The sequence below is a fragment of the Halomonas salsilacus genome (assembly GCF_051216275.1).
GTDB lineage: Bacteria > Pseudomonadota > Gammaproteobacteria > Pseudomonadales > Halomonadaceae > Halomonas.
In genome coordinates, this window is sequence record NZ_JBPKAQ010000012.1 from 37654 (window position 1) to 51647 (window position 13994).

13 protein-coding genes, 2 pseudogenes and 1 riboswitch are annotated in these 13994 nt (G+C 70.4%); of the genes and pseudogenes, 9 read left to right on the top strand and 6 right to left on the bottom strand.

Features of this window, described 5'->3' with window-relative positions:
• The first annotated feature begins 26 nt into the window (after nucleotides 1–26).
• The 4 genes from ACR80S_RS15385 (at nucleotide 27) to ACR80S_RS15400 (ending at nucleotide 3960) form a co-directional block, all read left to right on the top strand.
• Nucleotides 27–959: an EamA family transporter gene (locus ACR80S_RS15385; protein ID WP_435403739.1), complete on the top strand. Its 933-nt coding sequence runs from the start codon at nucleotides 27–29 to the stop codon at nucleotides 957–959.
• A 150-nt stretch (nucleotides 960–1109) separates the two neighbouring features.
• Nucleotides 1110–1610: a porin family protein gene (locus ACR80S_RS15390; protein WP_435401635.1), complete on the top strand. Its 501-nt coding sequence runs from the start codon at nucleotides 1110–1112 to the stop codon at nucleotides 1608–1610.
• Nucleotides 1611–1807: 197 nt separating this feature from the next.
• Nucleotides 1808–2743, top strand: coding sequence for an HAD-IIB family hydrolase (locus ACR80S_RS15395; protein WP_435403740.1), 936 nt, complete (start codon nucleotides 1808–1810; stop codon nucleotides 2741–2743).
• Nucleotides 2740–3960, top strand: a complete 1221-nt coding sequence (locus ACR80S_RS15400; RefSeq protein ID WP_435401633.1) for a glycosyltransferase family protein — start codon at nucleotides 2740–2742, stop codon at nucleotides 3958–3960. The genes ACR80S_RS15395 and ACR80S_RS15400 overlap by 4 nt, the downstream gene beginning before the upstream one ends.
• A 13-nt stretch (nucleotides 3961–3973) precedes the next feature.
• Here the strand turns inward: ACR80S_RS15400 and ACR80S_RS15405 are convergent, their stop codons facing one another.
• The 5 genes and pseudogenes from ACR80S_RS15405 to ACR80S_RS15425 all read right to left on the bottom strand — a co-directional run bounded on the left by ACR80S_RS15405 (nucleotide 3974) and on the right by ACR80S_RS15425 (nucleotide 8418).
• The gene (locus tag ACR80S_RS15405; protein WP_435403741.1) at nucleotides 3974–5773 is read right to left on the bottom strand and encodes a sugar phosphorylase; all 1800 of its coding nucleotides are present in this window, start codon (nucleotides 5771–5773) and stop codon (nucleotides 3974–3976) included.
• 69 nt (nucleotides 5774–5842) lie between these two features.
• Nucleotides 5843–6418: a cytochrome b gene (locus tag ACR80S_RS15410; RefSeq protein ID WP_435403742.1), complete on the bottom strand. Its 576-nt coding sequence runs from the start codon at nucleotides 6416–6418 to the stop codon at nucleotides 5843–5845.
• Between the two features lie 67 nt (nucleotides 6419–6485).
• Nucleotides 6486–6671: pseudogene (locus ACR80S_RS15415) on the bottom strand (hypothetical protein); the annotation flags it as partial.
• 48 nt (nucleotides 6672–6719) lie between these two features.
• Nucleotides 6720–7388 carry a thiaminase II gene (gene tenA, locus ACR80S_RS15420; protein ID WP_435401630.1) on the bottom strand — a complete coding sequence of 223 codons (669 nt, stop codon included), beginning with the start codon at nucleotides 7386–7388 and terminating at the stop codon, nucleotides 6720–6722.
• Nucleotides 7389–7469: 81 nt separating this feature from the next.
• A riboswitch (TPP riboswitch) is annotated at nucleotides 7470–7605 on the bottom strand.
• A gap of 42 nt (nucleotides 7606–7647) precedes the next feature.
• Nucleotides 7648–8418, bottom strand: a complete 771-nt coding sequence (locus tag ACR80S_RS15425; protein WP_435403743.1) for a CDP-alcohol phosphatidyltransferase family protein — start codon at nucleotides 8416–8418, stop codon at nucleotides 7648–7650.
• A 214-nt stretch (nucleotides 8419–8632) separates the two neighbouring features.
• Between ACR80S_RS15425 and ACR80S_RS15430 the strand changes: the two genes are divergently transcribed.
• The 5 genes and pseudogenes from ACR80S_RS15430 to ACR80S_RS15450 all read left to right on the top strand — a co-directional run.
• The gene (locus ACR80S_RS15430) at nucleotides 8633–9619 is read left to right on the top strand and encodes a zinc-dependent alcohol dehydrogenase (protein ID WP_435403744.1); all 987 of its coding nucleotides are present in this window, start codon (nucleotides 8633–8635) and stop codon (nucleotides 9617–9619) included.
• A 15-nt stretch (nucleotides 9620–9634) separates the two neighbouring features.
• Nucleotides 9635–10033 (top strand): 6-pyruvoyl trahydropterin synthase family protein, encoded by a 399-nt coding sequence (locus tag ACR80S_RS15435; RefSeq protein ID WP_435401627.1) that lies wholly within the window; start codon nucleotides 9635–9637, stop codon nucleotides 10031–10033.
• A 14-nt stretch (nucleotides 10034–10047) separates the two neighbouring features.
• Nucleotides 10048–11163: a glycosyltransferase family 4 protein gene (locus ACR80S_RS15440; protein ID WP_435403745.1), complete on the top strand. Its 1116-nt coding sequence runs from the start codon at nucleotides 10048–10050 to the stop codon at nucleotides 11161–11163.
• A complete protein-coding gene (locus ACR80S_RS15445; protein ID WP_435403746.1) occupies nucleotides 11160–12086 on the top strand; it encodes a class I SAM-dependent methyltransferase in 927 nt (308 codons plus the stop codon). The genes ACR80S_RS15440 and ACR80S_RS15445 overlap by 4 nt, the downstream gene beginning before the upstream one ends.
• Before the next feature lie 71 nt (nucleotides 12087–12157).
• Nucleotides 12158–12967 (top strand): annotated as a pseudogene (locus ACR80S_RS15450) (lysylphosphatidylglycerol synthase transmembrane domain-containing protein); the annotation flags it as partial.
• A 93-nt stretch (nucleotides 12968–13060) separates the two neighbouring features.
• Here the strand turns inward: ACR80S_RS15450 and ACR80S_RS15455 are convergent.
• Complete coding sequence (locus ACR80S_RS15455) at nucleotides 13061–13942, bottom strand: RibD family protein (protein ID WP_435403781.1); 882 nt, start codon at nucleotides 13940–13942, stop codon at nucleotides 13061–13063.
• Nucleotides 13943–13994: the final 52 nt, after the last annotated feature.

The following is a 13994-nucleotide window of genomic DNA, read 5'->3' on the forward strand; positions in this document are numbered from 1 at the left end:
CCTACACTCTGCACGGAAGACATGACATGTCGACCCCTTCCGCCGAATTCACGGCGCCTGCTCCCTTCCCACGGCCGCTGGCCCTGGCGCTGATGTGTGGCCTCGCCACCCTGTTTGCCGCCAACCACGTGTCCGCCCGAGTCGCCTTCGATGCGGGTGCGGGCCTGCTTCTGGCGATCGTACTGCGCTCCGGGGTGGCCACCCTGGCGCTGGCGGCGCTGGTGGTCTTCCAGCGCAAGTCGCTGCGTATGCCCGCCGGAACCGGCCGCTGGCAGCTTACGGTGGGACTGCTGGTAGCAGTGCAGAGCCTGTGCCTCTATTCGGCGGTGGCGCGCATCCCGGTGGTGGTGGCGCTGCTGCTGATGAACACCCTGCCGATCCAGCTGGCGCTGCTCTCCTGGGCGCTGGGGGGCTCGCGGCCCACTGCCCGTGCGGCGCTGGTCATGGGTGTCATCCTGGTGGGCCTGGTGGTGGTGCTCGACGTGCCGGCCTGGCTGAACGACCCCGAGGCCATGGGGCCGGGCTGGCCGGCCGGAGTAGCGTTCGGCCTGGCCGCCGCCACGGCATTCGCCGGCGCCCTGTGGATCACCGAGCATCGTCTCGCCGCACTGGGCAGCACCCTGCGCAGCCTGCTGACCATGCTCACCGTGCTGGTGGCCATGATCATCGCCGGCGGCCTGGGGCTGGTGCCGGGCGGCATGGCCCTACCCCAGTCGCTGCCCGGCTGGGCGGGGCTCGTCCTGCTGGCGCTGTGCTATGCGGTGGCCTTCTCGACGCTGTTCATCTGCGTGCCGCGCCTGGACATGGCGCGCAACGCCCCGGCCATGAACATGGAGCCGGTGGCGGCGCTGATACTGGGTTACCTGGTGCTGGGCCAGACGCTCTCGCCGGTGCAACTGGCGGGCGGTGCCATCGTGCTGGCGGGGATCCTGTTCCTGGGGCTGTCGAAGCGGGCCTGATGCTCAAGGGGCGAAGCCTCCGATGGTCGCAGCGTCGTCACTCGGCGACTCGGCTTGGCGTGCATTTGCACATTCTCGCCTTGAACCTTTCGGGCGGCGGGACCAGACTGGAGGCGTTATAAAACAGTGTTCTTTAATAAGGAGGACGCCATGAAACGCTTCATTCTCGTCGCTGCGACTGCCGCCCTGTTTGCCGCCGGTGCGGTCACCAGCGCACAGGCCCAGCAGACCTTCTATCCCCAGCCCTACATTGGCGGTGATGCCACCTTCTGGAACCTCGACCGGGACAACCGGCCGGACCGCGACAGCGTCGGCCTGCGCCTCAACGGCGGCATGAAGTTCAACGACTACTTCGCCGTGGAGGGCCACCTGGCCGGTGGCGGTTCCGACGGTCCCGTCGAGCTGGACTACTTGATCGGCGCCTACGCCAAGGGCATCCTGCCGGTGGCCCCGGAGTTTCGCCTCTACGGCCTGGCCGGCTTCACCGAGGTGGACTACGACATCGACCGCGAGAGCGGCTTCTCCTACGGGGCCGGCGCCGAGTTCGATGTGGCCCCCAACCTGGCGGTGGGCGCAGACTACATGCGGTATCTCGACAAGTCCGACACCACCTTCGACGCGGCCAGCGTCGGCGTGCGCTACCGCTTCTGACGCACGACGTCGACTCGCTGTTTCAGGCGCCCCGCGGCCTCCCGCCGTGGGGCGCCTGCGTTTTCGCGGTGCATGGCGATGCACTTGCATGGTGCAAAACGGTCCCTTTGGCGCCGTAAGCCGCCATCCGTGCGGTCTGGCACGCCCTGTGCAAGGGCTTGGGCAAGAGAGACCTGACTGTCTGCCCGGGAGCTGCCATGACCGATTCACCTGGAACTTTATCTGAAAAGGCGCCGGATACCGGCCTCGATGCCGCCCTGACGCCGCGGCTGTTGTTCACCGACCTGGACGGCTCGCTGCTCGACCACCACAGCTACGACTGGAGTCCTGCCGGGCCCTGGCTGACCCGTCTCAGGCAGCTGGGCGTGCCGGTGATCCCGGTGACCAGCAAGACCCGCAGCGAGATCTTGCCGCTGCGCCATGAGCTGGGCCTGACCGACACCCCCTTCATCGCCGAGAACGGCGCCGTGGCGGGCCTGCCGCCGGCCTGGTGCCACGCGCGCATCGACCGCCTCGGCCCCGACGGCCTGGCGATTCGCACCCTGGGCGTGGACATCGGCTTCGTGCGCAAGCGCCTCACGGTATGGCGCGAGCGCCTCGGGGTGCGCTTCACCACCATGAGCGAGATGGCCCTCGATGAGCTCGTGGATTTCACCGGCCTTTCCGAGCCCGAGGCTCGACTGGCGCGCATGCGCGAGGGCAGCGAACCGCTGATCTGGGAGGACGACGAGGCGCGTCTCGAGGGCTTCCGCGAGGGGCTCACCGGCGACGGCCTGCAGCTGGTGCGCGGCGGGCGCTTCTGGCACGCCACCGGCACCTCCCACAAGGGCAGTGCGGTGAACTGGCTGATCTCCCGCTGTGAGGCGCTGCGCGGCCGCCGGCCGCTCACCCTGGCGCTGGGCGACGGCCCCAACGACATCGCCATGCTGGAGGCGGTGGACCAGGCGGTGGTGATCCGCGGCTGCCACGGCCTCGCGGTGGAGCCCGCCCAGCCGGCGCTCTACCGCAGCGAGGCCACGGGACCCACCGGCTGGGCCGAGGGGGTGGCCTACTGGTGGGGGCGAGCCGACCGCCGGGTGATGCCGGCGGGGCTTCGTTCGCGGGGTGACTCTCAGAAGGAGGCCGTGGCATGAGCGACTTCCACCAGAACGGCATCATCACCGACTTTCACAACCTGACCCGCCGGCCGGTGGCGGCCCTGGAGGCGGAGCTCTGCGAGTTCGGCCGTCGTCGGCCCATGAGCCTGATCCTGCCCTCGCTCTACACGGAGCTCGAGGGGCCGGCGCTTTCGCATATCGTCGAGGCGTTGGCCGAGGTGCCCTACCTGGCTGAGGTGGTGATCGGGCTCGACCGGGCCGACCGCGCCCAGTTCCTGCATGCCCGCCAGTTCTTCTCGCGCCTGCCCCAGCGTCACCGCATCCTGTGGAACGACGGGCCGCGGCTGCGTGCGCTGGATGCCGAGCTTGAGGGCCAGGACCTCTCCCCGCGGGAGCCCGGCAAGGGGCGCAACGTCTGGTTTTGCGCCGGCTTCGTGCAGGCCGCGGCCCGCGGGGCGGTGGTGGGGCTGCACGACTGCGACATCCTCACCTACGACCGGGGCATGCTGGCGCGGCTCTTCTATCCGGTGGCCCACCCCCACTTCAACTACGAGTTCTGCAAGGGCTACTACCCGCGCATCGCCGAGGGCAAGCTCAACGGCCGGGTGTCGCGGCTGATGGTCACGCCGCTCCTGCGGGCGCTCAAGCAGATGCACGGGCCGCTGCCCTACCTCGAGTACCTGGACAGCTACCGCTATCCCCTCTCCGGGGAGTTTGCCATGCGCGCCGAGGTGCTCGACGGCATCCGCATCCCCGCCGACTGGGGCCTGGAGATCGGCGTGCTCTCCGAGGTGCACCGCAACCACTCCACCAAGCGGCTCTGCCAGGTGGACCTGGCCGATGTCTACGACCATAAGCACCAGCCTGTCTCCGAGGAGGACGCGTCCGCCGGGCTCAACCGCATGAGCCTGGACATCGCCAAGGCGCTCTACCGCAAGCTGGCCACCCAGGGGGTGACTTTCAGCGGCGAGGGCTTTCGCACCCTCAAGGCCACCTACTACCGCCTGGCACTGGACCTGATTGAGGCCTACCACCACGACGCGGTGATGAACGGCCTCGCCCTGGACCGCCACGCCGAGGAGCGCGCCGTGGAGCTGTTCGCCGCTAACCTGCTGGAGGCGGGCAACGCCTTCCTCGACAACCCCGGCGAGCGCCCCTTCATTCCCAGCTGGAACCGCGTGCGCTCGGCCATCCCCGACCTGTTGACGCGCCTCCACGACGCCGTCGAGGCCGACAACGCCGGGGAGGTGTAGCGCGGTAGAGGGCTCAGGGCTGCTGCACCAGCCATAGCGTGCGGTAGGGCGCCAAGCTCTCCTCGCCCGCCCAGGGCGCGTCCTCCAGCAGGTCGAACCAGTTCCCCTCGTCGAGCGCCGCTACCCCCAGCGGCTGGCGCGCGTCGCTGACGTTATGGATCGCCAGCAGGCGCCGTCCGCAGGCCAGCGGGCCGCGCTCGAGCACCAGCAGCGTCGGCGGCGAAGTCAGCACCCGCTGGGGGGCGTCGGGGTGGAAGCAGGGCTCGGCGCGGCGGATGGCCAGGCGTCGCCTGAGCGCGAGGAACGCCTCCCGGGTGGGGGTGTGGCGGCTGTCGAGCAGTTCGTCGAGGTTACTCAGCTGCCAGCGGCGGCGGTTGATGGAGCGCAGCCGGCCGCTGCGCTCCACCCCCTCCAGGTCGTTGGGAGTCGCGGTCAGGCAGTGCAGGTAGAGGGCCGGGATGCCCTGCAGGGCCAGCATCAGGTGCTGGCTGCACAGGAAGCGCTCGATCTGCCAGGGGTCGGGGCCTCGGCGAGTGCCCTGCATGGCGTCGAACCAGGTGATGTTGATCTCGTAGGGGGTGTCCTCTCCGTCGGGGCGCCGGCGCATGCTGACGAAGCCGCCGAAGCGGTGCATCAGTTCCAGCAGTGCCTCGATCTCGTGGGCGGGCAGCCAGCCCTCCAGCGGGCGCACGCCGATGCCGTCGTGGCTGGCGGTGAAGTTGAGGTAGCTGCAGCCCGGCGGCAGCACCGGCAGGCTCCTGAGCCAGCTGGCCAGAAGGGTGGCGTCGCCGCCGGTCAGAGTGTGCAGCAACAGCGGCGGCAGCGAGAACTGATAGACCAGGTGCGCCTCGTCGGGGAGAGTGGGGAGACGATTCGGGTCCCCGTCTGAAAGACGTTCCAAGCCAAAGTAGCTGAGGTTCTCGTGGTGGGGCACATTGGTCTCGGTGAGCAGCAGGGTGCCCGGTGCCACGTGGTCGACCACGGCGCGCAGCAGGCGGACCACCTCATGGGTCTGGGGCAGGTGGATGCAGGGGGTGCCGACCTGTTTCCACAGGTAGGCGATGGCGTCCAAACGCACCACCCGGGCGCCCTGGGACAGGTAGAAGAGCAGGATGCCGATGAACTCCAGCAGCACATCCGGGTTGACGAAGTTCAGGTCGATCTGGTCCTCGGAGAAGGTCGCCCAGAGGTGGCGGGTGCCGCGGCGGGTGGGCACCGGCACCAGCAGCGGCGAGCTGCGCGGACGCACCACAGCGGTGAGGTCGGTCTCCGGGTCCATCTCGATGAAGTAGTCGCGCCCCGGCTGGCTGCCGGAGAGGTAGTCGACGAACCACAGCGACTCCCGGGAGACGTGGTTGAGCACCAGGTCCACCGCCAGGTCGCGCCCTTCGGCCAGCGCGCGGATGTGCGCCCAGTCGCCCAGAGTCGGGTCGACTTCCCGGTAGTGGATCACCGAAAAGCCATCGTCGCTGCTCCAGGGGAAGAAGGGCAGCACATGCACGCCGCTGAAGGTGTCGGGCAGGCGCCGGTCGAGAAACTCGCCCAGCACCTCCAGGGGGGCTCGCTCGCCGTCGAGGAGGCTATCGCCGTAGCCGATCAGCCACTGGTCGCGCTCGCTCCAGAGCGGCACGGGGGCGTCATGCCGGGGGGATGTCTCGGGTGCTTGATGCTCGAGCAGCGTCAGCAGCCGACGCAGCACCTCGTCGGCGCGTTCGCCGTAGAGGAAGGCCAGGTGGCCATGGGCGCGGCGGCGGAAAGCCGCCGCATCCAGTGGAGTGGTGACGGAGGGTGTGAAGGTCGGGCGGTCGGGCATGTCGGGTTCCCTGATCGGTCTGGCGTTGCCAGTACCATGCAGGGAGCGTGCCAGCCCTTCCTGCCTGGATCAGAACAGGCTCATGCGCTTCATCACGTTGTCGCGACGGATCAGCCAGTGGAAGAGGGCGCCGGCGATGTGCAGGGCCACCAGGCCCAGGATCGCCCAGCCCAACCAGCCATGCCATTCGAACAGCCGCTCCGACAGCGCCTCGTCCACCCCCACCACACCGGGCAGACGCCAGTGCAGGAACTGCACCGGAAAGTCGCCGCTGGCGGTGGCGGCCCAGCCCAGCAACGGCTGCACCAGCAGCGCCAGGTAGAGCAGGTGGTGCACCGCCGAGCTGAGCACCCGCTGAAAGGCGGGCAGCGGCGGTTCATGGTCGGGGACCACGAAGAGCAGTCGCGTCACCAGGCGCAGGGTCATCAGCGCCAGCATCGCCACGCCGAGGGACTTGTGGGCGGTGTAGAGAAAGTCGGTTCCCCTCTGGCCGAAGCGCTCCATGGCCCCTTCGAAGCCGAGAAATCCCAGGGTCAGGCCGCTGGCCAGTGAGAAGAGCAGCACGACGGCCACCAGCCAGTGCAGCACGCGGTGCGGGTAGGCGTAACGATCTGTCTCCGACCTGTGGCTCTCTATCATTGACATGGGGGCTCTCCTGAGAATCGATGCGGGTCATAACTTCAGCCTAGTCAATGCCACCCTCGCCTGCGCTTCATACCTCCTGATAGAGCTGGCTACCTTTGTCGCGGAACTTCTCCGCTTGCTCCTCCATGCCTTTGATCAGCGCTTACTGGTCGCCGTTCAGCCCGTGGTCATTCGCATAGTCACGGACCTCCTGGCTGATCTTCATGGCGCAGAACTTGGGCCCGCACATGGAGCAGAAGTGGGCGGTCTTGCTCATGGGGCTTTCCTTGTTGTGGCTTTTGTTGTGGTGAGTCGTGGGGCGTTAAAGGGCTCGGTCGAGCCCCATCTGCCAGAAGTCGATCTCCAGGCGCGTGGCGTCATGGAACACCCGGGTGAGTTCCTCGAAGCGTGCGGGGGTAACGTCGGCCAGGCGGGCGTCGAGCCAGGCCACCTCGGCGCGGCGGGCGGCCTGGAACTCTTCGCTTTCGTACATGGCGATCCAGGCGTCATAGGGGTTGGCGTTGCCGCGCCGGGTGGAGGGTCGGGCGTTGATCCAATCGGCGATCTCGCCGTAGCCCACCAGGCAAGGGGCCAGGGCCACGTGCAGGTCGAGCAGGTCGCCTCGGTTGCCGGTGTCGAGCACATAGCGGGTGTAGGCGAGCGTCGCACGGGCCTCGGGCAGGGCGGCGAGGTCGGCCTCGGCGATGCCCCATTCCTGGCAGTACCCCACGTGGAGGCCAAGCTCGAGATCGACGATCGCCTTGAGGCCCTCATGGGCCTGGCGCAGGTCACTCAGGGTGCGGCTTTTGTAGGCGGCCAGCGCATAGGCCCGGGCGAAATGGATCAGGAACAGGTAGTCCTGCTTCAGGTAGTGGCGAAAAGCGTCCTCGTCGAGGGTGCCGTCGCCCAGGCCGCGCACGAAATCGTGCTCGATATAGGCGCGCCAGTCATCCTGGCAGGCGGCGGTGAGGTCGCTGAAGCGGTAGCCCATCGGCTGTCTCCGGAGTCGAGTGGGGATCCGGAGCAGGGGCGTAGAGTAGAGACGAGGGGCCGGGAGGGGAAAATGGCGTGGTGTCCTGGCCCGCTTGATTCCTACGCCGGTACTAACCGGATCAGGTTCAACGGGACCAGCGCTCGACTCATCTCCATGTCTGGAGAGACCCCTGCGCCATCTCAGCCGGACTTCACCGGCACCCCGTCAAGCGTGAGGCAAGTCTAGCAGCCCCGGGCGGATCTGCCAGCCCCGAGGCTTACCGGTGGCGGTAGAGCCAGCGCACGTCCACCGCGAAGGAGGCGGCCAGTCCCGCCAGGGCGGTGACCGCCAGCCAGGTGGCGAGCAGATCGGACATGGCCGGCAGCAGGGCGAGCATCAGAGCGGCGACCTGCCAGACGCAGACCGCCTTGCGCCGGAAGCTCTCGGGGAGGTCGGCGGCGAGCCAGGGCCAGCGCCAGCGTGCCGCCACGAAGGCGTAGCGCATGGCGCCGATGGCCAGCACCCAGGGGCCGACCCGCTCGAGCAACAGCAGGGCCAGGCAGAGCACCAGGATGAAGAAGGCGTCGAGTTCCATGTCGAAGCGTGCCCCCAGGGCGCTGGCGCTAGCGGTGCGCCGGGCCACCCAGCCGTCCACGCCGTCCAGGCTCAGGGCGACCAGGGCTAGGGCGAAGAGCCACGTCCCCCGGGCGGCCATCAGCGCCGGGTCGGCCAGGGTGCCGGCCAGCAGGGCCACCAGCACGCCGCGTGCCAGGGTGACCCGGTTGGCCGCGCCGAGACCGTCCGGGCGCCGCGGGCAGCGCCTCAAGGCGCGCCACAGCAGAGCCGCCATGCCCAGGTAGGTGCCGATGGCGAGCGGTGCCACCCAGGGGGAGGCGCCGGTGCCCAGCCCGATTGTCAGTAGCCCCAGGGTGGCCAGCAGCGCCAGCAGGGCGACGCCGCCCAGGCCCAGCTCCATGCCCACGCGCACCTGACTTGCCGCGCTGGCGGCGTCATCGGCGATGTCCTGGTTCGAGGTGGTGAGGGGCATGGGGACACCCGGGTTGTTGTCGATAGCCATTCTCGGTGGAATTGTCGCTGGGCATGGTCGCTGGGCATTGCCGCTATGCTGAGGCTCAGGGCCCATGATGATTACCTTAGCAGCCGGCCGCGATGGAAACCTCCGGTGCCGCCAAAGTTGTGCGCAATGTGGTATATGTACCATTATTGTAAAGGTATTTCTTTCCCTTCTCGCTGGAGCCTTCATGTCTTTCGACACTGCCACCGCCTTCTGGACCCTGGCGCCGGGTCAAGGCGCCCTGCGCGAGGAGCCGCTGCCCGCTCCCGGCGAGGGGGAGGTGCAAGTCAGGGCGCTGTTTGGCGGCATCAGTCGCGGCACCGAGGCGCTGGTGTTCCAGGGGCGGGTGCCCGAGAGCGAGTGGCAGCGCATGCGCGCTCCCTTCCAGGCCGGTGATTTCCCCTGGCCGGTGAAGTACGGCTACGTCAGCGTGGGGGTGATCGAGGCCGGCTCCGCGCCACTGCTGGGCCGAGAGGTGTTCTGCCTCTATCCCCACCAAGATCGCTACGTGGTGCCCGCCGCCGCGGTCACGCCGCTGCCGGTGGGCCTGCCGGCCGCCCGGGCGGTGCTCGCCGCCAACATGGAGACCGCGATCAACGGCTGCTGGGACGCCGAGCCGCGCCTCGGCGATCGCATCGCGGTGATCGGGGCCGGGGTGGTGGGCGCCCTGGTGGCCTGGCTCTGCGCGGCCATCCCCGGCACCCGGGTCTGCCTGGTGGATATCGCCCCGGGGCGGGCCGAGCTCGCCCGTGCCCTGGGCGTCGACTTCTGCCTGGCCGAGCAGGCGCCGGTCGACAACGATCTGGTGGTTCACGCCAGCGGCAACCCCGAGGGGCTGCGCCTGGCGCTGGCGCTGGCCGGTGACGAGGCGCGGGTGGTGGAGATGAGCTGGTACGGTGATCGCGAGGCGAGTCTGCCGCTGGGGGAGGCTTTCCACTCCCGACGGCTACGCCTGGTCGCCAGCCAGGTAGGCCGCCTGCCGGCGGAGCGCACCCCGCGCTGGGATCCTGGCCGTCGCCTGGCGCTGGCGCTGGACCTGCTGCGCGACCCCCGCCTCGACGCCCTGATCAGCGGCGAGAGCGATTTCTCTGATTTGCCCGCCCTGATGCCCCGACTCGCCGCCGCCGCGGGCGAGGTGCTCTGCCACCGCCTGCGCTATCCGACGCCCGACTGACTGGAGCTACTGACCATGTACCGACTCACCGTTCGCGACCACTTCATGATCGCCCACAGCTTCCGCGGCGAGATCTTCGGCCCCGGCCAGCGCATCCATGGCGCCACCTACGTGGTGGACGTCACCTTCCAGCGCCGCGAACTCGACGACCACGACCTGGTGGTCGACATCGGCCTGGCCGGCGAGGCGCTCAAGGCGGTGCTCGGCGAGTTCAACTTCCAGAACCTCGACGAGTTACCGGAGTTCAAGGGGCGCAACACCACCACCGAGTTCATGGCCCGGGTGATCTTCGAGCGCCTGGCCACGGCAATTCAGCTTGGCAAGCTGGGGGAGGGCGCCGGCGGGCTCGAGGCCATGACCGTCGCCCTCCACGAGTCGCATATCGCCTGGGCGAGCTTCGAGGGTACGCTGTGATGGTGAGTGCTGCCGTGACCTCGCCCGCCGGCACCCTGACGCTGATCGTGGCCGGCGACCCCGGCCAGCTCACCGGCGGCTACGTCTATGATGCCCGCATCGTTTCGGTGTTGCGGGCCCGGGGCCACCACGTCGAGGTGGTGGGGCTCGAGGGGCGCTTTCCCGTGCCCGACGACCTGGCCCGGCGCAGCATGGCCCGGGTGCTGTCGTCGCTGCCGGATGGCGACCGGGTGGTGATCGACGGGCTCGTCATGGGCGGCCTCCCCGAGGAGATCGCCCCCCATGCCGATCGCCTGGTGATCATCGCCCTGGTCCACCACCCCCTGGCGGACGAGACCGGCCTGGACGATTCGACCCGCCGGCATCTCCACGACAGCGAGACCCGCGCCCTGGCGCTGGCGCGACGCGTCATCGTCACCAGCGCCTGGACGGCCCGCGGCCTCGACCGCTTCGGCGTGGAGGCATCGAGGCGTCGCGTGGTGGAGCCCGGCGTCGAGCCGGCGGCGCTTGCCGCCAGCGCCCTGGACCTCGAGGCGCCGGGCCCCCGTCGTCTCCTCTGCGTGGCGACCCTGATCCCGCGCAAGGGCCATGACCTCCTGCTGGAGGCGCTGTCCGGCTTGCAGGACCGCGACTGGACCCTGGAGGCCGTCGGCAGCCACGCTCGAGATCCCCATCACGCCGCCCGGCTCTTCGCGGCCGCGCGTCGTCATGGTCTGGAGAGGCGCATCGTCTGGGCCGGAGAGCGCGATGCCCCGGGCCTGGCGGCCGCCTACCACCGGGCCGAACTCTTCGTGCTGCCCTCACGCTATGAGGGCTACGGTATGGTGGTCACCGAGGCCCTCGCCCGCGGGTTGCCGGTGCTCACCACCACCGGCGGCGCCCTGGTCGACACCCTGCCGGCGCGGGCCGGCCTGGCGGTGCCCCCCGACGATGCGGTTGCCCTGGGCGAGGCGCTGGCCGCCTGGCTCGACGACGCCGAACTGCGCCGGAGGCTGCGTCGCGGTGCCCGGGAGGCCCGCCATGGCCTGGGCGACTGGCAGCAGGCCGGCGACCGCTTCCTGGACGCCCTGGACGAACCCTACTCACCGACGGCCGCCACCGGCACCCCGTCAGATGAGGCATCACCATGACGGCGCCATCCGATACCGAGCGGCTGCCCGCCGGCACCACCACTCCCCGTGAACGTTTCAGCGCCGACTGGCTCTCCCGGCGCGAGTGGCTGGACGGCCACTCGCGCAGCCACGCCCTGACCGGCCTGGCCGCAGACTGGCTCGCCGCGCGCCATGGGGCGCATGGCCGCCCTTATGGCATCGTCGATCTGGGCTGCGGGAGCGGCAGCAACCTGCGTTTCCTGGCGCCGCGGTTGCCCGGCCCCCAGCGCTGGCGACTGGTCGACCATGACCCGGCCCTGCTGGCCCTGGCCCGCCGGCACGGGGCGACCCAGCGCGATGCGACTGGCGCCCGGCTGGCCATCGAGGCCTGCTGTCGCGACCTCTCGCCGGTAGATGCCGGCCTGCTGGAGGGCGCCGACCTGGTGGTGGCCTCGGCGCTCTTCGATCTGGTCTCGCGTGCCTGGGCCGAGTCGCTGGTGGCGGCCTGTGCCGCGCGCCACCAGGCGCTGCTGGTCACCCTCAGCGTCGATGGCGACTGGGCCTTTCTCGACGCCGCGGGCTCGCGCCTGGAGGACGTCGAGGACATCGCGGTCCGGGCGCTCTTCCAGGCCCACCAGCGCCGCGACAAGGGGCTCGGCCCGGCGCTGGGCGGCGAAGCGCCGACCGTGCTGGCCGCCGCCATGGCCGCCGCCGGCTATCGGGTGGCGCGTGCGGCCACGCCCTGGCATCTCGCTGCCGGCGAGGACGCGCTGCGGCCGCTGGCCGAGCAGCTGCTCCAGGGCTGGCACGATGCCGCCCTGGCCCAGGCCCCGGAGGAGCAAACGTTTCTGCAGCGCTGGCATTCGCGCCGGCTGGCGGGCCTCGTCACGGGCGAACTGGGGCTGACCGTGGGGCATTGTGACCTGCTGGCCCGGCCGCCGCTGTCGGCTGTTGGCGCCTGAGCATGGCGATGCTTCGACGAGGGTCCCGACGATTGCCCGTCCGCCTGGTGCGGCCGCTGGTGGGGCTCTCCATGTTGGTCGGGCTCGCCTGGTGGCTGGAGCCGGGGGCGATTCTCGCCCAGGTGCAGCGGCTCTCGCCGGGCTGGGCCCTGCTGGCCCTGGCGCTGACCCTGCCGCCTTTGGCGCTCAGCGCTTGGCGCTGGCGGTTGACCGCCCGCCTGCTGGGGCTATCGCTGGGCTTTCGTCGGGCCCTGCGGGAGTACTACCTGGCGCTGTTCCTCAACCAGGTCCTGCCGGGCGGTGTGGCCGGCGACGCCGCCCGGGCCTGGCGTCACTCTCGTGACAGCGGCCGGCGCGGCGGTGCCTGGCGGGCGGTGATCATCGAGCGCGCCTCCGGCCAGCTGGCAATGGCTTTGCTGACCCTCGCGGTGCTCGTCGCCTCGCCGCTGTGGCATGAGCTGATGGCTCGCGGTGTCAAGGGCGTGGCCGCGTCGGGCTGGCTGCCGGCCGGGATCGCTGCCGTGCTGCTGCTGATTCCGGTGGGCTGGCAGCTGGCCCGGCGCCCGCCGGCGGCCCTGGTCGGCCTCGGCGGCGACCTGCAACGCAGCTTGCTGGCCGCCTCGGTGTGGCCGAAGCAGCTCGCCGGCTCGCTGCTGGTGGTGATCAGCTACGCCCTGGTGTTCGTCTGCGCCGCCCGGGCGATCGGCGTCGAGCTGCCGCTGGGCATCCTGCTGGCGCTGGTGCCTCCGGTGTTGCTGGCGATGCTGATTCCGCTGTCTCTGGCCGGCTGGGGCGTGCGCGAGGGTGCCGCTGCGCTGGTCTGGGGGCTGGCGGGGCTGCCGCCCGCTCAGGGCGTGGCGGTCTCCATGGCCTACGGGGTCATCGTGCTGGCGGCGAGCCTGCCCGGCGGCCTCGTGCTGCTGTGCCGGGTGGCACACCCCGCCCCGGGACTCGCCGACAAGGCGCGCGGCGGATCAGGCAGCGGGCTCGTCGAGAACGAGATCGAAGAGGGTGTCGTCACCGCAAGGGAAGGTCCGCGACGCGGGGCGACGCGCCTGATGCAGGGTGTCGATGGGGGTCATGGCGAGCCCCGGTCGGCCGGAGCCGATCAGCAGCGGCGCCATCAGCAGGTGCAGCCGATGGAGCACACCGGCCTCGAGGAAGCGCGACACCGTGACTCCGCCGCCCTCGATCAGCACCCGGCCCAGGCCACGCTCGGCCAGGGCATCGAGCACGCTGGCCGGTGCGAAACCGCCGGCAACCAGCGGCAGCGCCAGGCGCTGCACATGGTCCCCCGCCGGGCCTTCCGGCCACGCCCCCTCGCCGTGCAGGTGCAGGGTCGGCGCCTCGGGGTCGCGCAGCAGCAGCCGGTCCGGCGTCACCCGGCCGCGGGGGTCGAGGATAACCCGGACCGGGTGCGGCCCGGCCACGTGGCGCACGGTCAGGCGGGGATCATCCTCGCAGGCGGTGCCGGCGCCGACCACCACGGCATCCACCAGGGCGCGCAGCCGGTGCAGGTGCACCAGGCTCTGTGGCCCGTTGATGAAGTGGGAGTGCCCGCTCTCGGTGGCGATGCGCCCGTCCAGGCTCTGGCCGAGCTGGGCGATGGCCAGCCGGCCGGCCCGGGTGGCCAGCGGAAGCAGGCAGTCGAGCAGGTCGCGGGCCGACGGCGAGACGGGGCGTTCGGCCTGCCAGCCGGCCGGGGAGAGCCGCAGGCCGGCCACCGCCGCGGCCTCCCCCCCGGGGATAGGGGAAGGGGGGTGGGCGGCATGGAGGAGGGCCTGCCAGGCCTCCTCAAGAGAGAGAATCGAATCAGTGGCGCCCATGGGGCCTCCTGTCGGGGAGCTGACTGCCATGATGCGCAGTTCGCCGGCGTGACGCAAAGCGCACCGATACCACCAGGAGAGA